The organism is Shinella sp. H4-D48, assembly GCF_022637395.1.
GTDB classification, from domain to species: domain Bacteria; phylum Pseudomonadota; class Alphaproteobacteria; order Rhizobiales; family Rhizobiaceae; genus Shinella; species Shinella sedimenti.
The window spans coordinates 922,177-945,728 of record NZ_CP093337.1; the positions used below are offsets into that span (position 1 = coordinate 922,177).

Annotated in this window: 20 protein-coding genes; 9 read left to right on the top strand and 11 right to left on the bottom strand. The window is 63.7% G+C overall.

Features of this window, described 5'->3' with window-relative positions; all coding sequences use genetic code 11:
• Positions 1-6 precede the first annotated feature (6 nt).
• Positions 7-693, top strand: a complete 687-nt coding sequence (locus tag MNR02_RS04400) for a hypothetical protein (protein WP_241605505.1) — start codon at positions 7-9, stop codon at positions 691-693.
• Between the two features lie 36 nt (positions 694-729).
• Here the strand turns inward: MNR02_RS04400 and MNR02_RS04405 are convergent, their stop codons facing one another.
• From MNR02_RS04405 to MNR02_RS04415, 3 genes are read right to left on the bottom strand one after another with little or no spacing between them, the layout of a single operon-like run.
• Positions 730-1,551, bottom strand: coding sequence for a transglutaminase family protein (locus MNR02_RS04405; protein ID WP_241948219.1), 822 nt, complete (start codon positions 1,549-1,551; stop codon positions 730-732).
• A 19-nt stretch (positions 1,552-1,570) separates the two neighbouring features.
• Positions 1,571-2,512: an alpha-E domain-containing protein gene (locus MNR02_RS04410; RefSeq protein WP_241948220.1), complete on the bottom strand. Its 942-nt coding sequence runs from the start codon at positions 2,510-2,512 to the stop codon at positions 1,571-1,573.
• Positions 2,513-2,516: 4 nt separating this feature from the next.
• A complete protein-coding gene (locus MNR02_RS04415; RefSeq protein ID WP_241948822.1) occupies positions 2,517-3,911 on the bottom strand; it encodes a circularly permuted type 2 ATP-grasp protein in 1,395 nt (464 codons plus the stop codon).
• Between the two features lie 332 nt (positions 3,912-4,243).
• Between MNR02_RS04415 and MNR02_RS04420 the strand changes: the two genes are divergently transcribed.
• On the top strand, positions 4,244-5,128 hold the full coding sequence (locus MNR02_RS04420; protein WP_241948221.1) for a DMT family transporter: 885 nt from the start codon (positions 4,244-4,246) through the stop codon (positions 5,126-5,128).
• A gap of 24 nt (positions 5,129-5,152) precedes the next feature.
• On the opposite strand, the gene MNR02_RS04425 is transcribed toward MNR02_RS04420, so the two are convergent.
• The 3 genes from MNR02_RS04425 to MNR02_RS04435 form a co-directional block, all read right to left on the bottom strand.
• Positions 5,153-6,892 (bottom strand): penicillin-binding protein 2, encoded by a 1,740-nt coding sequence (locus tag MNR02_RS04425; RefSeq protein WP_241948222.1) that lies wholly within the window; start codon positions 6,890-6,892, stop codon positions 5,153-5,155.
• Between the two features lie 221 nt (positions 6,893-7,113).
• Positions 7,114-8,535, bottom strand: a complete 1,422-nt coding sequence (locus MNR02_RS04430; protein WP_241948223.1) for a DEAD/DEAH box helicase — start codon at positions 8,533-8,535, stop codon at positions 7,114-7,116.
• 299 nt (positions 8,536-8,834) lie between these two features.
• Entirely contained in the window at positions 8,835-9,935 is a 1,101-nt protein-coding gene (locus tag MNR02_RS04435) for a DNA alkylation repair protein (RefSeq protein ID WP_241948224.1), read from the bottom strand.
• A gap of 208 nt (positions 9,936-10,143) precedes the next feature.
• On the opposite strand from MNR02_RS04435, the gene MNR02_RS04440 reads away from it, so the two are divergent.
• A complete protein-coding gene (locus MNR02_RS04440) occupies positions 10,144-10,596 on the top strand; it encodes a host attachment protein (protein ID WP_241948225.1) in 453 nt (150 codons plus the stop codon).
• A 6-nt stretch (positions 10,597-10,602) separates the two neighbouring features.
• Here the strand turns inward: MNR02_RS04440 and MNR02_RS04445 are convergent, their stop codons facing one another.
• The gene (locus tag MNR02_RS04445; RefSeq protein ID WP_241948226.1) at positions 10,603-12,195 is read right to left on the bottom strand and encodes a trimethylamine methyltransferase family protein; all 1,593 of its coding nucleotides are present in this window, start codon (positions 12,193-12,195) and stop codon (positions 10,603-10,605) included.
• 208 nt (positions 12,196-12,403) lie between these two features.
• On the opposite strand from MNR02_RS04445, the gene MNR02_RS04450 reads away from it, so the two are divergent.
• Positions 12,404-16,036, top strand: a complete 3,633-nt coding sequence (locus MNR02_RS04450; RefSeq protein WP_241948227.1) for a response regulator — start codon at positions 12,404-12,406, stop codon at positions 16,034-16,036.
• Between the two features lie 3 nt (positions 16,037-16,039).
• Here the strand turns inward: MNR02_RS04450 and mnmD are convergent, their stop codons facing one another.
• The gene (mnmD, locus tag MNR02_RS04455; RefSeq protein ID WP_241948228.1) at positions 16,040-16,759 is read right to left on the bottom strand and encodes a tRNA (5-methylaminomethyl-2-thiouridine)(34)-methyltransferase MnmD; all 720 of its coding nucleotides are present in this window, start codon (positions 16,757-16,759) and stop codon (positions 16,040-16,042) included.
• On the opposite strand from mnmD, the gene MNR02_RS04460 reads away from it, so the two are divergent.
• Entirely contained in the window at positions 16,758-17,936 is a 1,179-nt protein-coding gene (locus MNR02_RS04460) for an FAD-binding oxidoreductase (RefSeq protein WP_241948229.1), read from the top strand. The two genes, mnmD and MNR02_RS04460, sit on opposite strands and share 2 nt — an antisense overlap.
• Before the next feature lie 6 nt (positions 17,937-17,942).
• On the opposite strand, the gene MNR02_RS04465 is transcribed toward MNR02_RS04460, so the two are convergent.
• Positions 17,943-18,317, bottom strand: coding sequence for a PRC-barrel domain-containing protein (locus MNR02_RS04465; RefSeq protein WP_241605529.1), 375 nt, complete (start codon positions 18,315-18,317; stop codon positions 17,943-17,945).
• 150 nt (positions 18,318-18,467) lie between these two features.
• Between MNR02_RS04465 and puuE the strand changes: the two genes are divergently transcribed.
• From puuE to uraH, 4 genes are read left to right on the top strand one after another with little or no spacing between them, the layout of a single operon-like run.
• Positions 18,468-19,400, top strand: a complete 933-nt coding sequence (puuE, locus tag MNR02_RS04470; protein WP_241948230.1) for an allantoinase PuuE — start codon at positions 18,468-18,470, stop codon at positions 19,398-19,400.
• Positions 19,397-19,894: a 2-oxo-4-hydroxy-4-carboxy-5-ureidoimidazoline decarboxylase gene (gene uraD / locus MNR02_RS04475; RefSeq protein WP_241948231.1), complete on the top strand. Its 498-nt coding sequence runs from the start codon at positions 19,397-19,399 to the stop codon at positions 19,892-19,894. The genes puuE and uraD overlap by 4 nt, the downstream gene beginning before the upstream one ends.
• Positions 19,895-19,945: 51 nt before the next feature.
• A complete protein-coding gene (locus MNR02_RS04480; protein ID WP_241948232.1) occupies positions 19,946-20,440 on the top strand; it encodes an ureidoglycolate lyase in 495 nt (164 codons plus the stop codon).
• Positions 20,441-20,449: 9 nt separating this feature from the next.
• A complete protein-coding gene (gene uraH, locus MNR02_RS04485; RefSeq protein ID WP_241605537.1) occupies positions 20,450-20,812 on the top strand; it encodes a hydroxyisourate hydrolase in 363 nt (120 codons plus the stop codon).
• Between the two features lie 57 nt (positions 20,813-20,869).
• On the opposite strand, the gene guaD is transcribed toward uraH, so the two are convergent.
• Both guaD and puuD read right to left on the bottom strand, forming a co-directional pair.
• Positions 20,870-22,177 (bottom strand): guanine deaminase, encoded by a 1,308-nt coding sequence (gene guaD / locus MNR02_RS04490; protein ID WP_241948233.1) that lies wholly within the window; start codon positions 22,175-22,177, stop codon positions 20,870-20,872.
• 5 nt (positions 22,178-22,182) lie between these two features.
• The gene (puuD, locus tag MNR02_RS04495) at positions 22,183-23,415 is read right to left on the bottom strand and encodes a urate hydroxylase PuuD (RefSeq protein ID WP_241948234.1); all 1,233 of its coding nucleotides are present in this window, start codon (positions 23,413-23,415) and stop codon (positions 22,183-22,185) included.
• Between the last annotated feature and the right edge of the window lie 137 nt (positions 23,416-23,552).

A 23,552-nucleotide genomic window follows, 5' to 3' on the forward strand; every position in this document is an offset into this window, starting at 1 on the left:
GTTCCCATGTTTGAAAGATCACAAGGCGTTTCGATCCCCAGAATTACGGGTGCGTTGCTGGCTGCGGTGGTTCTTGCCGTGCCCGTGCACGCGCTTGCTCAGCAGAAAAGCCGTGGCGGACTTGGAGTCGGCGTTGGCGTCAGCGTCGGCGGTGTGAAAGCCGGTGTCGGTGCCAATGTCGGGGGTAGCAAGGGCCTTGCAAGCGTTGGCGTCGGTGCCAGCGTCGGCGGTTCCAACGGTATCAACGCACGCTCGAACACAACGGTCGGCGGCTCGCGCGGACTGGCGGATTCCCGCACGACCGCCTCCGTCGGCGGCCGCAACGGTGTGAATGCCGGGGTGAATGCGAATGTCGGCGGTTCCCGCGGACTGGTTGATGCCGGCGTGAATGCCCGTGTCGGCGGTGCCAACGGGCTGCGTGCCAATGTCGGTGCGAATGTCGGCGGACGCGGCCTGCTTGATGCGAATGTTGATGTCGGCATCGGTGGAGGCACGGGCGTCACGCCGAGCAATCCGGGCGGTGGCACGTCGACGGGCCCAAGGGGCCGTGATCGCGATGTCCTGCGGCAATTCTCGCAGATGTCGCGCAGCGAGCGCATGCAGCTCATCAAGCGTTGCCGCAGCGTGAATAGCGGCGGTTACGACGCGAGTCTCGTGTCGCTCTGCCGTCTGCTGGAAACGGCATCCCGCTAGTGGCACAGACGTGGCGGCCTTTTCGGCCGCCACGTCTCAACTCTGGCTTTGCGACTGGCTCTGACCAGTCTCTTCCACGCGGATCGCGACATTCATCGTCTCCGCTGCAAGTCCCACCACCATGCCGGACACGGGGGCCGCGTCCCTGTAGTCGAGGCCGGTCGACAGCCGCACATACCGCTCGTCGGGGCAGATCTTGTTGGCCGCATCGAACCCGACCCAGCCGAGGCCCTGCAGATGAACCTCCGCCCAGGCGTGGCTCGCGGTCTGCGCCGGCTCGTCCATGAGCAGGTAGCCCGAGACATAGCGGGCCGGCAGGCCGAGATGGCGCGCGGCGGAAATGAGGACATGGGCATGGTCCTGGCAGACGCCCTGCTTTTTCTCCAGAGCCTGTTCGGCCGTCGTGTCCGCCGCGGTCTCGCCCTGCCGGTAGGCGACAGCCTCGTGCAGCTTCGCCATCAGGTCGTGCATGCGCGAAAGCTCGCTGTCGCCGGCAGACGACTTGGCCAGTTCGCGGACAAGCCTGCCGGGCTTGGTGAGCGGCGTCTCGCGCAGGTAGAGCCAGAGCGGCACGAAACCCTGGTGCGGCCCGAACACGCCGGCCCGGTCTTCCGTCTCCACCTCGCCTTCAGCGACAATGCGGATCGTCACCTGCTCGGCGTCCGTGCTGACGAGATCGACGTGGTTGCCGAAATGATCGGTATAACCTGCCTCGAGATTGGCGCCATGCACGGTGGTCTTCCAGTCCCGCACGGTCTGGCCCGGATAGTTCCTGGGCGTCAGGCGCAGCCGTTGCAGCGAGTACTGCACGGGGTCGGCATAATGATATTCCGTCGTGTGGCTGATCTTCAGTCGCATCCTCTGCCCTCGTCAGCCGCTAGCGATAGAAACGGTAGCCTTCGGAGATCTCTTCCCCGAGGCGGTTGTTATAGACGATGAATTCCTCGATGAATTCGTGCAGGCCCTGTTCCATGATGTCTTCCATGGCGCGGCTGCGCAGCAGCAGCATGGTCGAGGACGCCGTGTCATGGGCGGCATGGCTCTCGCCGTAGAGCCTGGCGAGATAGCCGAGATTGGTCACGATCTTGTCGTAGCTATAGGCCAGCGAGCGTGGCATACGGTCGTTGAGGATCAGGAAATCCGCGATGTTGGCGGGCGAATAGTCGCCGTCATAGACCCAGCTGTACGAGCGGTGCGCCGAGACGGAGCGCAGGATGGACTCCCACTGCTTGTTGTCGAGCGAGGATCCGACCTTGGCGATGGCCGGCAGCAGCACGTAGTATTTGACGTCGAGAATGCGCGCGGTGTTGTCCGCCCGCTCGATGAAGGTGCCGATGCGCGAGAAGTTATAGATGTCATCGCGCAGCATGGTGCCGTGGAACGCGCCGCGGATTAGGCCGGTCCTGCGCTTGATGACATCGATGATCTCGGGCATGTCGGCCGGCTTGGCGCGTTTGGACAGGAGCTGTTTCAGCTCGATCCAGCACTCGTTTGTCGCTTCCCAGGTCTCCCGGGTCAGCGCGGTGCGCACCATGCGGGCGTTGTTGCGCGCCGAATCGATGCACGACATCACGCTCGAGGGGTTTGCGCGGTCGCGCAGCAGAAAGTCGATCGCATCCGCGCTTGTCAGCGTGGCGTGCACGGCGTCGAAATCCTCTCTCACGCCTGCGCTTTGCAGCACGCCGTCCCAGTCCTCTTCCGACGAGCCGGAGCGCGTGAGCGCCATGCGCAGGCCCGCGTCGATCAGGCGGGCAATGTTTTCAGCCCGCTCGATATAGCGGAACATCCAGTATAGGCCGTTTGCAGTGCGTCCCAGCATCGGCTCAGTCCTCCAGTACCCAGGTGTCCTTCGTGCCGCCGCCCTGGCTGGAGTTGACCACCAGCGAGCCTTCTTTCAGCGCCACGCGGGTCAGCCCGCCGGGAATGATCTGCACCTTGTCGGACACGAGCACATATGGTCGAAGGTCGACGTGCCGCGGCGCGATGCCCTTGTTGACCATGATGGGAACGGTGGAAAGCGACAGCGTCGGCTGCGCGATATAGTTGGAGGGCCGGGCCTTCAGCTTCTCGGCGAAGGCCGCACATTCCTTCCTCGACGCGGTGGGGCCGACCAGCATGCCGTAGCCGCCGGAGCCGTGCACTTCCTTCACGACGAGTTCGCTCAGGTGTTCGAGAACGTATTTCAGGCTGTCCTCTTCCGAGCAGCGCCAGGTCGGCACGTTCTCCAGCATGGCCTTGCGGCCGGTATAGAACTCGACGATCTCCGGCATGTAGGAATAGATCGCCTTGTCGTCCGAAATGCCGGTGCCGGGCGCGTTGGCGATGGTGATGTTGCCGGCACGGTAGACGTCCATGATGCCGGGGATGCCGAGTGCGGAATCCGGCCGGAAGGTCAGCGGGTCGAGGAAATCATCGTCGACGCGGCGGTAGAGCACATCGATGGCCTCGTAGCCGCGCGTCGTGCGCATCTTCACCTTGCCGTCCACGACGCGCAGGTCCGAGCCTTCCACCAGTTCCACGCCCATCATGTCGGCCAGGAAGGCGTGTTCGTAATAGGCGGAGTTGAAGATACCGGGCGTCAGCACCGCCACGCGCGGCTTGCCCGAACAGCCGGGAGGGGCGAGCGAGGCAAGGCTCTGGCGCAGAAGCTTGGGATAGTCCTCGACGGGCCGCACCTTGTTGATGTGGAACAGCTCCGGGAACATCTGCATCATGGTTTCCCGGTTTTCCAGCATGTAGCTGACGCCGGAAGGGGTGCGGGCATTGTCTTCCAGCACGTAGAACTGGTCTTCGCCCGTGCGCACGATGTCGGTGCCGACGATATGGGTGTAGACGCCGCCCGGCGGCTTGAAGCCGATCATCTGCGGCAGGAAGGCCTCGTTGCGCTCGATCAGCTCGCGGGGAATGCGGCCGGCCTTGATGATTTCCTGCTTGTGGTAAATGTCGTCGAGAAAGGCGTTGAGGGCGATGACCCGCTGTTCGATGCCCTGGGCGAGCTTGCGCCATTCTCGGCCGGAAATGATGCGGGGGATGATGTCGAAGGGGATGAGCTTTTCGGAGCTGTCTTCGTGACCGTAGACCGCGAAGGTGATGCCGGTCTTTCGAAAGAGGTTTTCGGCTTCCTTCGATTTGGCAATCAGGCGGGCCCGATCCTGCCCCTCGTACCATTCATGATAGTTTTCGTAAGGCTGGCGCGGATTTGAAACCGCATTCATCATTTCGTCAAATGCCAAAGGCGTGTTCCCCTTTTTTCCCATTTGAGTACAACACAAGGGGCAATGCAAGAACCATGCTCAATTAGCTATGAAGAATTCGCGTCGGAGTTGGACTGCCCGCTCCGCCCGATGACTCGGCCCTTCGCTGCCGCCTGCGGGGCCACGCAGAGCAGCTGGTGGCATCGACTAGAAAACTGATTGCCGAAAAAAACGGCAGATGCCGAAAGGCTCATCGGCCACGCTTTTGCTGAACCTAAGTTTCAGGGAAATTCCTTTGACCGGTGTCGGGTCTGGTCCTATCGCTCGCGTACGAATGTCCTCCTGCCGGTAATCCCATGTCGCTCGACCGCCTGGCGCCTGCCATCTTCGTTCTGCTCTGGTCGACCGGCTGGGTCGTCGCGAAATATGCAACGATCGTTTCCGAACCGCTGACCTTCCTCAGCATCCGCTATCTCGTCGCCGCGGTGTTGTTTGCCGGCCTGTGTCTGGCGTCGGGCGTGTCCTGGCCGCGTGATGGGCGCACCGTCGCCCACGCCGTCATTTCCGGCGCCTTCCTGCACGGCTTGTATCTCGGCGCGCTGTGGTGGGCGATCGGGCAGGGGGTGCCGGCGGCGCTCTCGTCCATCATCGCCGCGCTGCAGCCGCTGATGACGGCGCTCGCCGCCCCGTTCTTCATCGGCGAGCGATTGAGCACAACACAGAAGGCGGGCCTTGGTCTCGGCTTTTCCGGCGTGCTGCTTGCCGTCGTGCCGAAGTTCTTCGGCCACGGCGCGTCGGAAATTCCTGCCTTCGCCATCATCATCAATATGCTCGGCATGGCCGCCGTCACCTATGGCACGATCTACCAGAAGCAATATCTGCGCACGGGCGACATCAGGGCGATCGCCACGCTGCAATATATCGGCGCGGTGATCGTCACCGTGCCCTTCGCGCTGGCGCTGGAGACCCAGCATGTCGATTTCGGCTTTGCCTTCGTCGCGCTGCTCGCCTGGTCCGTGCTGGGCATTTCGATGGGAGCGATCCTGCTGCTGCTCTATCTTCTGCGCCGCGGCCAGGTCTCGCGCGCGGCCTCGCTGATCTATCTCGTGCCGCCGCTCGCAGCCCTTCAGGCCGCAGCGGTTTTTGGAGAAGAACTGACCGTCCCGATGATCCTCGGCACCGCCATCGTGGTCGCCGGTGTCTATCTCACCAACCGCAAGGACATCGCCGCTGCGGCGTGACCGAACACCGTTCTGCACAGCTTGCTAGTAGTCCACAAGCTCCAGTGGATTGTCCGTCGTTCCGAACGTGGGTTGCACGCCGAGAAGGGCGGCCGAGCGTGAAATGATCTCCTTGGTTATGGGTGCGGCGGTCGAGGCCGCGGTGCGTCCGCCGTTCTCGCCGGTCTTCGGCGCGTCGACGAATGTCAGCACGACATAGCGTGGCTTCGCCATCGGAAAGCCGGCGATAAAGGCATTGAAGTTGATGTCCTTGGCGTATCGCCCGTTGATCACCTTGTCGGCCGTGCCGGTCTTGCCGCCGACGTCGAAGCCCTCGACCTGCGCGGAGCGGCCGGAGCCGTTCATGCCGTTCCAGCGATAGAGGAAGCGCATGTCGTCGCTGGTCTTGTTCTTCACCACCGCGCGGGCGATCTCGTCTGCGGCGTCTTTCGAGCGGGGAAGGAAGGTCGGATTGATGAGGTTTCCGCCGTTGATGAGCGCCGCCGCTGCAACCGCCGTCTGAAGCGGCGTGGTGGCGACGCCGTGGCCGAAGGAGATGGTGACGGAGTTGATCTTCTTCCATATCCGCGGCTGGGTGGGGGTCGCAACGCCCGGCATCTCGGTTTCCATCTTCGACAACAGGCCAAGCCGGGTCAGGAATTCGCGATGCCCGTCCATGCCGACCCGGTCGGCAACGGCGGCCGTGCCGATATTGGAGGAATACTGGAACACTTCGGGGATGGTGAGAGGCCGGTTCTTGCCTCTGAAATCGCGGATGGTGAAGCCGCCCATGCGGATGGGGCGTGAGGCATCGACGACGGAAGACAGCGTGATATGCCCCGCATCCAGTCCCATGGCGAGCGTGAAGCCCTTGAACGTCGAGCCCATTTCGAAGGTGGCGTTGCTCACCCGGTTGAACCAGCCCTTTTCATACTCCCGGTCGATGCTGCCGTCGGCCAGCGTGCGCGAGGGCTGGTTGGGATCGTAATCCGGCACGGAGGCCATGGCGAGCACCTCGCCGGTCTCGGCATCAACGATGACCGCACCGGCCGCTTCCGCCTCGTATTTCGTCATCGCACTCTGGACGACATCGCGTACGATGTGCTGGACGCGCAGGTCGATCGACAGGCGAACGGGTTCCATGCGCGTATCGTTCGTCAGCCCCGCCGCCCTGAGATCGGCATAACCCTGCTGGTCGATATAGCGTTCCATGCCGGCAAGGCCGAGATTGTCGATGTTCACGTGTCCTACGACGTGGGCCGCGGTCGAGCCGCCGGGATAGAAGCGCCGCTTTTCCGGGCGAAAACCGATACCGGGGATACCGAGCGCGAGAATGTCGGCCTGCTGGCGCGGCGTAAGCTGGCGGCGCAGCCATTGAAACGCCGACTTCGATTTGAGCCTGCGGTGCGTTTCGCTCCAGTCGAGGTCGGGAATGACGGTGGCGAGCTTCTCGATCACCTCGTCGGCATCGATTACCCTGCGCGGCTCGGCATAGAGCGAGACGGTGTTGATATCCGTCGCCAGGAGTTGTCCGTGACGGTCGAGGATATCGGGGCGCGAGGCGACGGTGTGCTGGTTGAAGTTGATGGCACCCGCCGTCAGCGTATCGGTGAGACCGTATTGCACCAGGCGCGCGCCGACGCCGGTATAGAGCAAGATGAAGCCGACAATGAGCAAGGCAATGCGTCGGCGCGGGTCAGGCCGTGAAAGCAGCACGCCGCGGTTCGCCTTGGCCCGGATGGTGAAATGGGCGCGGCTCCTCAGCCTGACGATGAAGGATATCATTCGGGCAAAACTCACGCATGAAAACGAAGCGTAAGCCTGCATGCTGGCGGCCCGAAAGCCAACGGAAGGCCCGGCAAATGGCCGGATGCCGTTAAAACTGCATTAATATACATTTAAAATTGGCAAAGACGGCTTAACGCTTTCGTAGCGATGAAGCGCGTGTTCCACATACGAAAACGGCGGGCCAAAGCCCGCCGTTCGTGTTCATCTCTGTCGTGGGCTCAGGCCTGTTCGCGGCGCTGGCCTTCGGACCGGCGCGGCTTGCCCTGCTGCGGGCGGCCATTGCCGCCGCCATGGTTGCGATTCTGGCGTTCGCCCTGCTTCTGGGCCGGGCGGCCGTGCTGCGGGCGCTTGGCGCCCGAAGGGGCCGCACCTTCCGTTGCCTGTGCACCGTCGCTGAAGGGCTTGCGGGCCGGGCGCTGGCCGGCGCGGCCGCTGCCGGAGCGCTGACCGCCGCCGCCGTTGCCGCGACCCTTGCGCGACTTGCCGCCGGGACCGGCGGTGATGACAGCCGGGGCTTCGCCGCTGGCAACGGTGATCTGGATGCCCATCAGCTTTTCGATGTCGCGCAGCAGGTGCGCTTCGTCGGGTGTGCAGAAGGCGATCGCGATGCCGTCGCGGCCGTTGCGGGCCGTGCGGCCGATGCGGTGGACATAGGCGTCCGGCACTTCCGGCAGGTCGTAGTTGTAGACATGCGTGACGCCGGGAATGTCGATGCCGCGGGCAGCAACGTCGGTTGCCACGAGAACGCGGATTTCGCCGTCACGGAAGGCCTTGAGGGCGCGCTCGCGCTGGCCCTGGCTCTTGTTGCCGTGGATGGAGGCGGCCTTGAAGCCGATATGGTCGAGATGCTTCATCAGCTTCTCGGCGCCATGCTTGGTGCGCGAGAAGACGAGCGACAGGCCATCCGGATTGTCGGTGAGCGTCTTGCGCAGGATCTGCGCCTTCTGGTCCTTGCCCGGAACGTGGTGGACATACTGTTCCACCTTGTCGGCCGCCTTGCCCGGAGGGGTCACTTCGACCTTCTTCGGGTTGACGAGATATTCGCCAGCCAGTTCGCCGATCAGCTTCGGCATGGTGGCCGAGAACAGCAGCGTCTGGCGGTTCTTCGGCACCATCTTGGAAATCTTGCGCAGGTCGTGGATGAAGCCGAGGTCCAGCATCTGGTCGGCCTCGTCGAGCACGAGGTAGCGGGCCTGCGTCAGCGTCACCGATTTGCGGGCGACGAGGTCGAGCAGACGTCCGGGCGTGGCAACGAGGATGTCGGTGCCGCGGGAAAGCATTTCCGACTGCTTGTTGATGGAGGCACCGCCCACGACGGTGACGACACGCAGCGGGGTCTTCTTCACGAAGTCGCGCAGGTTTTCAGCGATCTGGTTCACCAGTTCGCGGGTCGGGGCGAGAATGAGGGCGCGGATGTTGCGCGGGTCGGGACGACGGGCGTCGGCCAGCAGCTTTTCGATCATCGGCAGGCCGAAAGCGGCCGTCTTGCCGGTGCCGGTCTGGGCGAGACCGATCAGGTCGGAGCCTTCGAGGACGAGCGGAATGGCCTTCGCCTGGATGGGCGTGGCTTTTTCGAAACCGAGGGCGGTAAGGGTATCGACGATGGTCTTCGAGAGGCCGAGGTCGTGAAAAGTGGTCAAGTCAAATACCTTTCGGGGCGCCAAACGCAAATCGCCGGAACGCACCATGCGTTTCCGGTTTCGTTCGGCGTCAAGAACCCCGCGTGAATTGGGAACTTGTGGGTTGGTTGGCAGTCGTCTGCGCAGGCATCCGAAAAATGGGAGACGGATCGTTCTCTTGCGCTTGTCCTTCTTAGCATCCCGAAAGTGGGAAATCGCAGGCTCGCTCACGCGGCGGCCGAAGGGCGACGCTGGGGCTCATGTCGTTGTTTTACGGCAAAAAGTCAAGTCCTGTTTTCGCAGCTGCGAAAGCGCAACCGTCACTCCATGCGCAGATCGAAGTCGGCCGCAGCCGATATCGCGCCGTTGATCAGCACCTCGATGCGGTGCGTTCCGGGGTAATAAACCCTGGTGGTGATCGCGCGGATGGCGTGGTCCTTGGTGATGGTCTGGCGCGCACCGGCGGGCAGGTCGAGCTGCTTCCATTTGAAGACCTTCGGCGCCAGCGTGCCGTTCGCCTTCACATGATGGATGGCGTAGTCGACCATCAGCCGTTGCGGGGCCTTGTCGCCATTCGTGACATCGATCGAGAAGCCCAGCTTGTCGCCGAAGACGACGACGGGCGTGGCGACGGTCAGCGCTGCCGTGACGCCCTTGGCGGCCGCGAAGCCGAAATTGGCGAGCGCCTTTTCATGTCCCTTCTTGAGCAGGGTGCGCGAGGCGTGGCGCAGCAATTGCCGGCGCTGCGGGGAGGCGCCCGGGATATGGCGCTCCACGAAGTCGGCGACGAGGGCAGGGTGGTCCTTGGCGATGTCGTTCAGGCTGTTGGCGACCGAGCGGCGCACATAGTCCTCGGGGTCGTCGAGAAGGGCAATCAGAATCGGCAGGATCGGATCGGGGTTCTTGACGAGGCCGGGCAGGCGCATGGCCCAGGGCAGGCGGGGACGGGTGCCCTCGCTGGCGAGCCGGCGAACATGGTGATTGTCATCGCTCACCCAGCCGGAGATTTCGGCAAGCGCTCGGTCCTGATCGGCATGGATGAACCGGCGAATGCCGAATTCGGCGGTGAAATGCGGCGTCAGCGCTTTCAAAAGCGCAAGCGACAGATCGAAATGCCCGAGGCCGTATTCGGAAACGAACTGGTTGACCGGCAGCAGTGCCCATCCGGAGAGGCCGGGCTTATCCTCCGCTGGCAGGGCGCGGCGCAGGATGGCGGCGGCAGCGGGATAATCAGCCGGAAGGGTCTGCGCCAACGCGTGCTTGATCTGATCGGCCCGCTGCATCAGCTCGAGCGCATCCATATCCACCGTCGCCAGATCGTTGAACCGGCTGCCGTCGAAATCGGGTGCTGCGCGGGAGATATGCGCGGCCATCTCCTTCACGAGCCCGGGATGCAGCAGATTTTTCAGCGGTTCGGCCATCGGTCTTCTCCTGTCGGTGGGCGACTTTACCGGGCGTCTCCGCCAAGGTGATAGAGGCGCTCGCAGCTTTCCAACAGCTTCGTGAGTGCGGACACCCGGAACCTGAAGGGGCGCGTTGCGTTGGATGATACGCATCCGGCCACAATCATGTGGGATGCTTCTCGACGCAGATGATCTGCACCGATGAACCTTGCTACGGGAGTGAAATATGACCGCTACGACTTGGATTCTCGCCGCCGACGGCAATCAGGCCCGCCTTCTGAAAGGCGTGAACCTGCTGAAGGACGAATCGCAGAGCCCTGAGCAGGAGGTCTTCCGCTGGGAACCGAAGCGAGTGCAGGACATCATGGCCGACAAGCCTGGCCGCAGCCATTCCTCGGTCGGCCCCGGCCGCTCCGCCATGGAGTATTCCAGCGATCCGGTGCGCGATGAACAGCAGAAGTTCACCGCTGAAGTTGCCGGGCGGATTGATGATTACGCTGCCGAAGGCGCCTTCGACCGGCTCGTCGTCTGCGCCGCTCCGCAGACGCTCGGCGATCTGCGCAACAAGCTCTCCGACAAATCCCGCACGCTGACCATGGCCGAGATCGACAAGAACTTTTCGAACCTGCCGACGGAAAAGCTCATTTCATCCGTCCGCTCGATCATGTTCAACGCCTGATTTCGTTTAGAAATCCGTCGGAACGCCGCCCTCTTCCTTGCGCTTGGCGACGAACGCATCCAGTTCGTCCTCGATCGCGGGGTCGAGCGGCGGTTGCTCATAGTTATTGAGCTTTTCCTTGAAGACCCGGTTGGCATGATCGTAGGTGGTCGGCCGGCCGGCTTCCGTCCAGGTTTCGAAATTGCGCCAGTCCGACAGGATCGGTGAGTAGAAGGCGGTCTCGTAGCGCGCCAGAGTATGCGGCGTGCCGAAGAAATGGCCGCCCGGGCCGACATCGCGCACCGCGTCCACGCCCAGCGCATCCGCGCTCACATCGAGCGGCGTCAGGTATTCCGCCACCATCTGCAGCATGTCCACGTCGAGAATGAACTTCTCGAAGGACGCCGTCAGGCCACCCTCTGTCCAGCCGGCCGCATGCATGATGAAGTTGCCGCCGCCCTGGGTCAGCGCCCACAGCGAGAAGGCCGATTCATAAGCCGACTGCGCATCCAGCGTATTGGAGGCGTTTGTGTTGGAGGTGCGATAGGGAATGTTGTACTTGCGGGCAAGCTGGCCGCCGGCAATGACCGCCTTCATATATTCCGGCGTGCCGAAGGCCGGTGCGCCGGTCTTCATGTCGACATTCGAGGTGAAGCCGCCATACATGACCGGCGCGCCGCGCCGCACCATCTGCGTGAAGGCGATGCCGGCGAGCGCTTCGGCATTCTGCTGCACCACCGCACCCGCAACCGTGACCGGCGCCATGGCGCCCGCAAGGGTGAAGGGCGTGACCACCACGACCTGATTGCGCGACGACATCTCGATGATGCCCTGCAGCATCGGCCCGTCGAGGCGTAGCGGCGAGGAGGTGTTGATGATGGTGAACAGCGAGGGCTCGCGTTCCATCTGCTCCATCGAGATACCGCGGCCGATGCGGGCGATCTCTATGCCGTCGAGATTGCGCTGCCTGCCGAGCGAATAGACGTGAAACACCTTGTCGGTGAGCTTCACCAGATCGGACAGGCAATCGAGGTGGCGCACCGACGCGTGGATGTCCACCGGCTCGACGGGATAGCCGCCCGTCGTGTGGATGATGTCGTAGGACTGGGCGAGTTTCACCAGCTTGCGGAAGTCGTCCTGGTTGCCGGCGCGGCGGCCGCCCTCGCGATCCGCCACGAAGGGTGCGGACGCGACCTGCGCGAAGACGAGATTGTCCCCGCCGATCTCGACATTGCGCACGGGATTGCGCGCATGCATCGTGAAGCCTGACGGAACGGAGGCCATCATGTCCATGATGAGCCCGCGGTCGAAGCGCACGCGGTCGGTGCCGGGAGTGACATCGGCGCCGGCCGCCTTCATACGCTCGCGCGCTTCCGGCAGGATGATATCCATGCCGATGTCTTCAAGAATAGTGAGCGAGGCCTGATGCACCGCTTCGAGCGCGTCCGCCGAAAGCACGGCCGACGGGGCCGTCGTATTGATGAGGTTGAGATATTTCGCGGTGGCCGGCGGTCGGCGGACCCGTTCAGCGCTGCGTCCGCCGGTGCGACGACGGCGCTCCAGCGGGGCGTCGGACGCCGGATTTTCGAGATGGTTTTCGAGCTTGATGACGTCACCCATGCGGCGCGACCCCGGTCTGTTCTGCCATTGCGCCCTTGTCGCATATCGGCCGGCGAAATGCCCAGCCATTTGCGACAGGCAGATGCCGTGATCGATAAGCAGGCCACTCAAGTCGTGGCAACGAAGTGTTAACCATCCGTTCAAGGATTGGTGATACTCCCCGAGCTGTGTGAAACCTTCCTTCCGTGCCGCTTCGGGGAGTACTGGCATGGCCGAAACTCAAGACGAATTGCTGGAAGCGGCCTGTGCGCGGGTCCGCGCCCATCCTTATCCGGCCTACGTCAAGAGCAGCGAGCTGCGCTATCTCGCGGTAAACGAGGCCTATGCGGGTCTCTTCGGCCTGAACGCTGCGGCGATGATTGGCCAGCGCAGCGACGAGATCGGCGAGGCCGCCGGGCTTGGCGACCGGGACGACCCGGAGCGCCGCTGTCTGGTTTTCGGTAATCCCGAACAGGCCCGGTTCATCCATCCCTTCGGCAGTGGCAGTTTCGACATCGCGCTCAGGCGTGAGCGGTTGTCGCCTGCGCTCTCCATCCTCGTCGGCCTGTTCACGCCGTTGGCAGCGACAGCCGCACCAGCTGCGGCCAACGCCAACGGTACGCCGCCCGCAAGCCCGAACAGCCGCGACGGCATTGTCGAGGCACTCGAGACGCTCGGCGCCGGCGTCGCCGTTTTCGGGGCGGATAATCGTCTGGCTTATGCAAACGGCGTGATGCGGGAATTCTACAAAGGGCTTCTCGGCGATGCGGCGGATGGTCCCGTCGCTCTTGCCGCTCTTGCCGCCGCCCTGCACGATCTTGAGGTCGGGGACCAGCCACAGGCCGAGCGTGCAGCCTGGATCGCAGCGCGCCTGGCAAGCTATGACCTGCCGCTCTTCGAGACCATCGTTCGGGTCGGCGAGGGGTGGATGCGCATCGTCACGCAGCGCCGGCCGGATGGCGCGCTTGTGATTTTGCGAATCGACGCGACCGCCGTACGCGACAGCGAACATCGCCTGACCCAGCAATTGCAGGAAATCGGCCTTTACCGCGCATTGCTCGACGAGCTTCCCGTCGCCAGCTTCATGCGCGACGAAGAGCAGCGGATGATCTTTGCGAACCGCGCCTTCGTCGAGTTGATCGGCCGACAGCCGGAGGAACTGCTTGGGCTGACCACGCGGGAAATGTATCCCGAGCAGGGCGAGGCGTTCCACGAGCAGAACCAGTTCGTGCTCGACACAGGCGAACTTGTCGAGAGCGAGGTCGAGTATGTGCGCGCCGATGGCTCTGCCCTTCCGACGATTTCGCGGCTCTACCGCGTCACGACGCTGGATGACAAGCGCTACCTGATCGGCTCGATCACCGACACGACCGTGCTGATGAAGCGCGAGGCGCAGCTGATCGAGGCGCAGCGACAGGCCGAAGCCGCCCGCTCGGATCTCGAAAGCGTCGTGGAATCGCTGCCAGTCGGCATCGTTGTCGTGGACGGGATCGGTGTCATCGAGCTTGTCAATGGCGCTTTTCAGTCCTTGTGGGATGGGGTGCTGCCGCCCATGAGGGGGCGCCCGCTCGGCGAGTTGATGCGGTTCCTGCGCGACCAGGGTGGGGAAAGCGAGGGCGGCTGTGGGTCGAGCCTGGAAAGTCACGAGCAGGCGCTGTGTTCCATACGTTCCGGTACCCGATCGGCACGCGAGGTCGCCTATGCGAACGGCCGCACGCTGATAGAGGCCGGCTGCACGATTTCGGGCGACCGCTGCCTTCTTACCTTCATCGACATTACGGACCGGCGTGAACGCGAGCGCGAGGTTCTGGAAACCCGCAGCGCTCTGGAAGACGTGGGCAGCCTCATGAAGGATGCGGTTTCCTCGATGAGCCAGGGCCTGCTCATCGTCGAGGATGGAACCGTCGTCCTGTCCAACGAGGCGCTGGCGTCGATGATCGCGATGCCGGCGCATCTGCTGCAGCCCGGCGCGCGGCTTGCGGATCTGGTGCAAAGCTGCGCCGACCGCGAAATCGCCGGGTTCGTGGGAGACGAGCGGGTCGAAACGCGCGATTTTGGCCGCATACTCTTCACCGGCAAGCCGGCGACGCTCACCGTTTTCAGCGGCTATCAACGCTGGTTGCGCCTCGATGTCACGCCGACGGGACGCGGCCGTTCGGTTGTCGTTTTCTCCGACATCACGGATATCAAGAGCCGCGAGGACGAGTTGCGCCGGCTCGTCACCCACGCCGAGATGGCAGACCGGGCGAAGTCGGAATTTCTGGCCAATATGAGCCATGAAATCCGCACGCCCATGAACGGCGTGCTCGGCATGGCCGAACTTCTCGCCAAGTCGCAGCTCGACACGCGCCAGAAGACCTTCATCGACATCATGGTGAAGTCGGGCAATGCGCTGCTGACGATCATCAATGACATCCTCGATTTTTCGAAGATCGATGCGGGGCAGATGACGCTGCGCGACGTGGTGTTCAACCCGGTCGAGGCCGTTGAGGATGTCGCGACGCTGCTGTCTGCGCGGGCGGCCGAAAAGGACATCGAACTCGTCGTGCGCGGCGCGGCCAACATGCCGGCGGTCGTCAGCGGCGACGCCGGGCGCTTTCGTCAGATCATCACGAACCTCGTCGGCAATGCGGTAAAGTTCACCGACCGGGGCCATGTCCTCATCGATCTGGCCTCCCATCAGACCGAAGCCGGCGTGGAGATCGTCATACGCGTCGAGGATACCGGTGCCGGCATTCCCACCGAGAAGATGGAATCGATCTTCGAGAAGTTCTCGCAGGTCGACAGTTCGTCGACCCGCCGTCATGAGGGAACGGGCCTCGGCCTTGCCATCACGGACGGGCTGACACGCCTTTTCGGTGGCACGCTGGAGGCAAAGAGCGAGATTGGCACCGGCTCGGTCTTCACGGTGCGCCTGCCGATGGCGCTTGCTGCTGCGCCGGTGCCGGACCGTATCGTGCCTGCCCGGATGAAAACCGCGCGTATCGTCGTCGTCGACGCGCATGCGCTGTCGCGCAAGGCGTCTCACGACATGCTGCTCGACTGGGGTTTCGATGCGACGGCGGTCGCTTCTGAAGACGAGGCGCTTGCGGTTCTGGCGGCGGCCGAGGATGCCGGCGTGCGGGTCGATGCGGTCATTCTGGATTACCGGCCCGAGCATTCGCCCGCTTTCGTTGCGGCCCTTCGCAGCCATCCCGGCACGGCGGCCATTTCGCTGATCGTGCTGACCTCGATGAACCTTTCGACCGAAGATGATATGCTCGCCGCGCAGGATGTGCAGGCGCATCTCATGAAGCCGGTGCGTGCAGACCAGTTGCACGAAACGGTATCGGAAGTGCTGCGGGCGGCACGCAGCGTCCAAAACCGCCGCGGCGCGGCAGCGGCGGTCGAAAACAACATATTGCCCTTGCGGCCGACCTCCGCGCCGATGACGCCGGCCGTTCAGGCCGAGGGCGAGACGCTTGACGTGCTGGTGGCCGAAGACAACGAGGTCAACCAGATCCTCTTCACGCAGATGCTGACCGCCGCGGGGCTGCGCTTCCGCATCGTGGGCAATGGCGAGGAGGCGGTCGCAATCTTCCGGGAAAGCCCGCCCGGCGTCATCCTCATGGACATCTCCATGCCCTTGATGAACGGGCTGGAGGCAAGCCGCGCGATCCGCGAGCTGGAGCGCGGCACCGGCAACCGCGTTCCGATCGTCGCCGTTACGGCGCATGTGCTGCACGGCGACCGCGAGGAATGCCTTGCCGCCGGCATGGACGACTATCTCGCCAAGCCGATCAGTACCGAGAAGCTTGAAGAGCAGCTCGACCGCTGGCTGAAGCGCAGCAAGGCCGCCGCCGCAAAGGGCAGGCCGCACTGAGCCTCAGGAAGCGGGTCTCTCGCCGCACAACATTTCGCGCTTGCCCGCAAAACCCGGCCGTCGCTCGACGTTGAAGCCGGCTGCGGCGAGGTTGCGCCGCACGAACCCGGCCGCAGCATAGGTGGCGAAACGTCCGCCCGGTGCGGTGAGCCTGAAAACCGCCTGCATGAGTTCCGGCGACCACATGTCCGGGTTACGGGACGGCGCGAAGCCATCGAGATACCATGCGTCGAAGGGCTTTTCGCCTGCCTGCAAGCTATCGAGTGCCGCGCCGCAGACGACGGTGAGACGAACGGAGGGCTCAAGCGCGATCTCGACGCGGCCTTCCGGCGCATCGGGCCATTTTGCGGTGAGCAGCGCGCGTTCACGGTCGATTTCCGGCCAATGCGACAGCGCGCGGTCGATATCGGCGCGTGCCATCGGAAAAAGCTCGAAGGAAGTGAAGTGAAGGCTTGCGCCCTCAGGCGCGCTTTCACGCCATTGTCGCCAGGTTTCGCAGAGATTGAGACCGGTGCCGAAGCCGAGTTCGCCGATGCGGAACGCGCCGCCGCGCTGCCAGCGGTGCGGCAGATCGTTGCCCGCAAGGAAGACGTGGCCGCATTCCAGCCGGCCGTCGCTGCGGCAATAAAAGTGATCGTCAAAGGCGCGGGAATAGGGCATATCGCCCTCGTGCCAGTCGAGGGCCGTCTTATCAGTCGTGTTTTCAGGATCGTGATCAGCCATGGCGCATGCCGATAATCGCGGGAAGGCCGCCGGTCAACCGGGCGTGGACCTCCTTGTCGTCGGCGGCGGGGTCATGGGCCTGTGGACGGCGCTCTATGCCGCGCGCAGCGGCCGCTCGGTCACGCTTGTTGAGAAGCGGCGGATCGGCTCTGGCGCCAGCGGCGGCCTGCTCGGCGCGCTGATGGCGCATCTGCCGGATCGCTGGAACGCCAAGAAAGGTTTTCAGTTCGAGGCGCTGGTCTCGCTGGAGGCCGAGATCGCCGCGCTTGAGGCCGAAACGGGCCTTTCGGCCGGTTACCGCCGCTCCGGCCGCCTCATTCCACTGCCCAAGCCGCACAACCGCGACCTTGCCCTGCGCACCGCAAACGAGGCGCTCTCTGTATGGCAGACGCCGGACCGCTCCTTCGCTTTCGAGGTGCTGGACACGGCGCCAGTGTCCGGCTGGCCGGCACCTGCGGTCATGGCGCATGGCGTCGTTTACGACCGCCTTGCCGCCCGGCTGGCGCCCAGGGCGCTGGTTTCGGCGTTGAAGGCTGCGCTTGGGCAACGGGCAAACGTCACGATCCGTGAAGGTGTCGGGCTCGCCAGTCTTGATCCTGATGCCGCAATCGCGCGGCTTGATGACGGGACGGATCTACCCTTTGGTCATTGCGTGCTGGCCGCCGGTGTCGAGGCGTTTGACCTGCTCGCCTCTTTTTCCCAACCAGTCGCTCGTCCGTTCGGCAGGGCGGTCAAGGGGCAGGCAGCGTTGTTGCGTGCGTCGGTCGACCCGGCTTTGCCGGTGATTTTCGCCGATGGTCTCTATGTCGTGCCGCATGAGGACGGCCTCGTTGCCGTGGGCAGCACCAGCGAGAACGATTTCGCCGAACCCTACGGAACCGACGGCCTGCTCGATGCGCTGATCGACAGGGCGCGTCTGACGGCGCCGGTCCTTGCCGACGCGCCCGTCGTGGAGCGCTGGGCCGGGCTGCGGCCGAGGGCTATCGGCCGCGAACCGATGGTCGGGCGTCACCCCGATCACGCCCGTATCAGCCTGATGGCCGGCGGGTTCAAGGTGAGTTTCGGCATCGCGCATCGCCTCGCTCGACAGGTGCTGAATGAGATCGAGGGCGGCACGCTCGACGTACCGCCCTCTTTCGCCGTCGCAGCCCACTTCGAGGAAGCCCGACGTCTCTAGCGTCCCTTACATCCAGTAAGGCGGGACGCCGTAATAGTCGTGGATCACCTTGCCGTTCTGGCGGTTCCACTCATATTCCGCATCGCTCTCATAGTGCGGCGCTTTTTCGACCTGTTCCTTGGTAAGATCGACGCGATAGCCGCCGAGGCCTTCGTCATAGTTCAGCTTGCCCCAGGGCAGCGGATAGTGATCGCTGCCGATGCCGAGGAAGCCGCCGAAGCTGAGCACAGCGTAGGAAACATGACCCCTTCTCTTGTCGAGGATCAGGCGCTCGACCGAGCCGATATGCTTGCCATCGGCACCGTAAACGCTCGTGCCTTCGACCTTGTCACTGGCAATGAGATCCTGGGTTTCGCGAATGTTTGCATCCTGCATGGCCATAGTGTTTCTCCTTGGTTGACATGGACAGAAAACGGTCCCGGGCGCTAATGGTTCCTCTCAAGTGCCAGATTTCGTTCGACTTCGGGCGCTCCGGTGCTAGGGTGAAGCTCTCCGCGACGGAGGGCGCGAGGAGATGGCCGAGGAGATGGAATGACGGACAAGACTTACGCACGCGACCTCATCGGCTACGGCCGTAACCCGCCCGTAGTGCGCTGGCCTGGCGATGCGAATATCGCCGTGCAGTTCGTGATCAACTACGAGGAAGGCGGCGAGAGCTGCATTCTGGACGGAGATCCCGCCTCCGAATGCCTGCTGTCGGAAATCGTCGGCGCGGCGGCCTGGCCCGGCCAGCGCAACCTCAACATGGAATCGATCTACGAATACGGATCGCGCGCCGGCTTCTGGCGCCTGCACCGGCTCTTCACCAGCCGCAATGTGACGACCACGGTCTACGGCGTGACGCTCGCCATGGCGCGCAATCCCGAAGCGGTCGCGGCCATGAAGGAGGCGGGCTGGGAAATCGCCAGCCACGGCTACCGCTGGCTGGAATACAAGGATTTCTCCGAGGAGACGGAACGCCAGCATATCCGCGAGGCCGTGCGCCTGCACAAGGAACTGACCGGCTCGCATCCGCTCGGCATGTATCAGGGCAAACCCTCGGCCAACACGCTGCGGCTCATCATGGAGGAGGGCGGTTTCGTCTACTCCTCCGATTCCTACGCCGACGATCTGCCCTACTGGGTGCCGGGTCTCGACGGCGAGCCCTTCCTGATCATCCCGTACACGCTCGAAACCAACGACATGCGTTTCGCGACCCCGCAGGGTTTCAATACCGGCGACCAGTTCTTCACCTACCTGAAGGACGCCTTCGACGTGCTCTATCAGGAAGGCGCCGAAGGCAGCCCGAAGATGCTGAATATCGGCCTGCACTGCCGCCTCGTCGGGCGCCCCGGCCGTGTCGCCGCGCTCGCCCGTTTCGTCGATTACGTGCTCGGCCACGAGAAGGTGTGGATCCCGCGCCGTATCGACATCGCCCGCCACTGGATCGAGAACCATCATCCGTCGAGAGGCCGGGGCGCATGATCGAGCGCGCGGATTTCCTTGCCCGTTTCGGCGGCGTCTTCGAGCATTCGCCCTTCATTGCCGAGCGGGCGCTGGACGCCGGCACCGTGCCGGAGCCGATGACGGCGGCCGGCGTGCATGCTGCGCTGACCGAAGTTTTCCGCAAGGCGAGCGCGGACGAGCAGTTGGGTGTGCTGCGGGCGCATCCCGACCTCGCCGGCAAGCTGGCGATTGCCGGCGGACTGACGGAGGACAGCCGTAGGGAGCAGGCCGGCGCCGGGCTCGACCGGCTGAGCGCTGAAGAGCATGCGCGCTTTACAGCACTCAACACCGCTTACATCGAAAAATTCGGCTTTCCCTTCATCATCGCAGTGAAGGGTCTGACCAAAAACGATATCCTCGCTGCCTTCGAGACGCGTATCGACAATTCCGCGCAGGCGGAATTCGAGGCCGCGAAAACCCAGGTGGAGCGCATCGCGCTCCTGAGATTGACTGCTCTGCTCCCCGGAGACTGACGATGCCCGATGACCCACGACCGCCCTTCCTCTCCCCGGGAGGGCTGTCCGATGGCTGAGACACTGACGATCCGGCCGCTGACCCGCGAAGCCTTCGCGCCGTTCGGCACGGTGGTCGAGGCGGACCCCGCCACCATGCGCCACATCAACGGCGGCACGACCGAGCGCTACCATGCGCTGGCCGAGGCCGAGGCGACGGGTGAGGATGCAAAGGTCATCATCAACCTCTTCCGTGGCAGTCCGCGCACCTTCCCCTATGCGATCGACATGATGGAGCGCCATCCGTTCGGCAGCCAGAGCTTCTCGCCGCTGGACGACCGGCCCTGGCTGGTCGTGGTGGCAGAGGATGAGGGCGGCAGGCCCGGCAGGCCGCAGGTGTTTCGCGCAGGCGGACGCCAGGGCATCAACTACCGGCGCAACGTGTGGCACCATCCGCTGATCGCGGTCGGCGCCGTCAGTGATTTTCTCGTCGTCGACCGCCTCGGCGGGGGCGTCAATCTGGAAGAGCATTTCTTCGACACGCCTTTCATCATCGAGAAGCCTTGAGAGGACGCCATGAGCAAGCCCGGACGCCTCACCACCCATGTGCTAGATACCGCGCTCGGCAAACCCGCCGCCGGTCTGCGCATCGATCTCTACTGGATCGAAAACGAGGAGCGCCAGCATATTACCACCGTCACGACCAACGGGGACGGACGCGTGGATGGCGCGCTCGTCGAGGGTGTCGGTTTCATGGCGGGGGTCTATGAACTGGTGTTCCACGCCGGGGATTATCTGCGCGGCACAGGCGCTGATCTGCCGGAGCCGGCCTTCCTCGACCGGATCCCGCTACGCTTCGGCATCGCCGACCCGTCGAGCCACTACCACGTGCCCCTGCTGCTTTCGCCCTACGGCTACTCGACCTATCGCGGGAGCTAGAGCATTTCGGGTTCGGAAATGCTCTACGCCGAAGCGACTTCGCGTTGGTTGAAATGCTTATAACGCAGCTTTCATCGCCTTGCCCGCCACGTAGGTTTCGCGCACGGCGCGGTCGTCGCCCATCGTCTGGAGCAGGAAAAGCTCGTCGGTGAGGGAGCGTGTGACTTCCATCTTCAGCGCCATGGCCGGGGTGGCGGCGGCGTCCAGCACGACGAAATCGGCATCCGTGCCTGCTTCCAGCGTGCCGATATGGTCGGACAGCGAAAGCGCTTCGGCATTGCCAAGCGTCATGTGATAGAAGCTCTCGAACGGGTTCAGCCGTTCGCCCAGCAACTGCTGGATCTTGTAGGCCTCGTCCATCGTCTTGAGCATGGAATAGCTCGTGCCGCCGCCGATATCGGTGGCGACGCCGATGCGCACCGGCTTTTCCCGACGTGACAGCGCCTTCAAGGGGAAGAGGCCGGAGCCGAGGAACAGGTTCGATGTGGGGCAATGCACGGCGACCGCGCCCGCCTCGCTCATCGCATCCGCCTCTCGCTCGGAAAGGTGGATGCAGTGGCCGAACAGGCTTTTGGGGCCGAGCAGGCCGTACTTCGCGTAGATATCCGTGTAGTCGATGGCGTCGGGGTAGAGCTCGCCCGTGAAACGAATTTCATCGTGGTTTTCGGACAGATGCGTCTGGATGTGCAGGTCCGGGAACTCTCGGGCGAGTGCGGCCGTCATTTCCATCTGTGCCGGCGTTGAGGTGATGGCGAAGCGCGGCGTGATGGCGACGTGGTTGCGGCCCTTGCCGTGCCATTCGGCAATGACGGCGCGTGTCTCGTCGTAGCCCATCTGCGGCGTATCGAGCAGGCCCTGCGGGGCGTTGCGGTCCATCATGACCTTGCCGCCGACCATGCGCATGCCGCGCTTCAGGGCCTCGGCGAAATAGGCGTCGGCCGAGGCCTTGTGCACGGAGCAGTAGGCGACGGCCGTCGTCGTGCCGTGACGGATCATCTCGTCGTAGAAGTGCCTTGCGATGCGCGCGGCGTGTTCGCTTTCGACGAAACGGCATTCCTCGGGGAAGGTGTAGGTGTTGAGCCATTCGAGCAGGTTTGCGGCATAGGAGCCGATTACCTGCATCTGCGGGAAGTGCAGGTGCGTGTCGATGAGGCCGGGCAGGATGAGATGCGGACGATGATCGATCTCCTCGGCATCCGCGGCGGCCTCGGCGCGCACGGTGCCATAGGGGCCGGCCGCGACGATCCTGCCGTCCTCCACCAGCAAACCGCCGTCCTCCTCGTAGCGATAGCTCGCCGTGTCATCGATGGCCTGCGGGCGGCGCACGAAGGAGAGCAGACGTCCGCGAACGAGGGTTTGTGTCATGGCGGTCAGCTTCCTTCTGTCGATGTTTCGAACCACGCGGTGATGAGGGCGCGCTCCTGAGGCGTCATGCCGGTGAGGTTGCCCGGCGGCATGGCGTGGCTGCGCCCTGCCTGCAGATAGATCTCGCGGGCATGAAGGGCAATCTGCTTGTCGCTTTCGAACACAACGTCTTTGGGTGCAGCACGCAGGCCTTCCCAGACCGGCTCTGCCGCATGGCACATGGAACAGCGCGTCGAGACGAGATCGCGAACCGCGGGAAAATGGCCGTTTGAGGCGAAACGCTGGGCGGCCGGCGGCAGGGCGGCATCGGCACGCTCGCCGGTCAGGACCTTCGGTACGGTGGACAGCCACATGATGACGAGGAAGATGAGCGCCGTGACGAGCCAGGTCCAGGTCGGTTTACCCTTGCGGGCGTGGGTGGTGTTGAACCAGTGGCGGATGGTCACGCCCATCAGGAAGACGAGGGCGGCGATGATCCAGTTGAAGGCCGTCGCGAAGGCGAGCGGATAGTGGTTCGACAGCATGAAGAAGATGACGGGCAGCGTCAGGTAGTTGTTGTGGGTGGAGCGCTGTTTGGCGATGACGCCGTATTTCGGATCGGGCGTGCGGCCGGCAATGAGATCGGCCACCACCACACGCTGGTTCGGCATGATGACGAAGAAGACGTTCGCCGACATGATCGTGGCGGTGAAGGCGCCGAGATGCAGGAAGGCGGCGCGGCCGGTGAAGACCTGCGTATAGCCCCAGGCCATGGCGACGAGAATGAAGTAGAGGACGATCATCAGTCCCCATGTGTTTTTGCCGAGCGGTGACTTGCACAGCAGGTCGTAGAGAATCCAGCCGAGCGCCAGGGAGGCGAGCGAGATGAGGATCGCCACCGGCGTTGAGACATCCAGCACGTTGCGATCGACGAGGAAGAGGTCGGCGCCGCCGTAATAGACGAGACAGAGCAGCGCGAAGCCGGAAAGCCAGGTCATGTAGCTTTCCCATTTGAACCACGTCAGATGCTCGGGCATGGAGGCCGGTGCCACGAGGTATTTCTGGATGTGGTAGAAGCCGCCGCCATGAACCTGCCATTCCTCGCCATAGGCGCCGGCGGGAAGATGCGGCCGTTTCACCAGGCCGAGATCGAGCGCGATGAAGTAGAAGGACGAGCCGATCCAGGCGATGGCGGTGATGACATGCAGCCAGCGGACGGCGAAGGTCATCCACTCCCAGGCAATGGCATATTCGTACATGCGGTCTTCCCCTCTGATGATCGCGCCGACTGCCACATTGCGCAAGATTCGCGGGCGAGGGAAGGGTGAATGCATATGCTGTCCGCCATGCGGTTCAGCCCGTACGGAGGACCGCCGGGGTGATGGGCATTCGGCAA

Bases quoted from the DNA above. Each gene is read 5' to 3' on its own strand.
- guaD (WP_241948233.1), bottom strand. From the start codon at position 22,177: ATGACACAAACCCTCGTTCGCGGACGTCTGCTCTCCTTCGTGCGCCGC.
- uraD (WP_241948231.1), top strand. From the start codon at position 19,397: ATGATCGAGCGCGCGGATTTCCTTGCCCGTTTCGGCGGCGTCTTCGAG.
- mnmD (WP_241948228.1), bottom strand. From the start codon at position 16,759: ATGGCTGATCACGATCCTGAAAACACGACTGATAAGACGGCCCTCGAC.
- MNR02_RS04445 (WP_241948226.1), bottom strand. From the start codon at position 12,195: ATGGGTGACGTCATCAAGCTCGAAAACCATCTCGAAAATCCGGCGTCC.
- puuE (WP_241948230.1), top strand. From the start codon at position 18,468: ATGACGGACAAGACTTACGCACGCGACCTCATCGGCTACGGCCGTAAC.
- uraH (WP_241605537.1), top strand. From the start codon at position 20,450: ATGAGCAAGCCCGGACGCCTCACCACCCATGTGCTAGATACCGCGCTC.
- MNR02_RS04465 (WP_241605529.1), bottom strand. From the start codon at position 18,317: ATGGCCATGCAGGATGCAAACATTCGCGAAACCCAGGATCTCATTGCC.
- MNR02_RS04410 (WP_241948220.1), bottom strand. From the start codon at position 2,512: ATGCTGGGACGCACTGCAAACGGCCTATACTGGATGTTCCGCTATATC.
- MNR02_RS04415 (WP_241948822.1), bottom strand. From the start codon at position 3,911: ATGATGAATGCGGTTTCAAATCCGCGCCAGCCTTACGAAAACTATCAT.
- MNR02_RS04440 (WP_241948225.1), top strand. From the start codon at position 10,144: ATGACCGCTACGACTTGGATTCTCGCCGCCGACGGCAATCAGGCCCGC.
- MNR02_RS04480 (WP_241948232.1), top strand. From the start codon at position 19,946: ATGGCTGAGACACTGACGATCCGGCCGCTGACCCGCGAAGCCTTCGCG.
- puuD (WP_241948234.1), bottom strand. From the start codon at position 23,415: ATGTACGAATATGCCATTGCCTGGGAGTGGATGACCTTCGCCGTCCGC.
- MNR02_RS04405 (WP_241948219.1), bottom strand. From the start codon at position 1,551: ATGCGACTGAAGATCAGCCACACGACGGAATATCATTATGCCGACCCC.
- MNR02_RS04435 (WP_241948224.1), bottom strand. From the start codon at position 9,935: ATGGCCGAACCGCTGAAAAATCTGCTGCATCCCGGGCTCGTGAAGGAG.
- MNR02_RS04460 (WP_241948229.1), top strand. From the start codon at position 16,758: ATGGCGCATGCCGATAATCGCGGGAAGGCCGCCGGTCAACCGGGCGTG.
- MNR02_RS04450 (WP_241948227.1), top strand. From the start codon at position 12,404: ATGGCCGAAACTCAAGACGAATTGCTGGAAGCGGCCTGTGCGCGGGTC.
- MNR02_RS04425 (WP_241948222.1), bottom strand. From the start codon at position 6,892: ATGATATCCTTCATCGTCAGGCTGAGGAGCCGCGCCCATTTCACCATC.
- MNR02_RS04400 (WP_241605505.1), top strand. From the start codon at position 7: ATGTTTGAAAGATCACAAGGCGTTTCGATCCCCAGAATTACGGGTGCG.
- MNR02_RS04420 (WP_241948221.1), top strand. From the start codon at position 4,244: ATGTCGCTCGACCGCCTGGCGCCTGCCATCTTCGTTCTGCTCTGGTCG.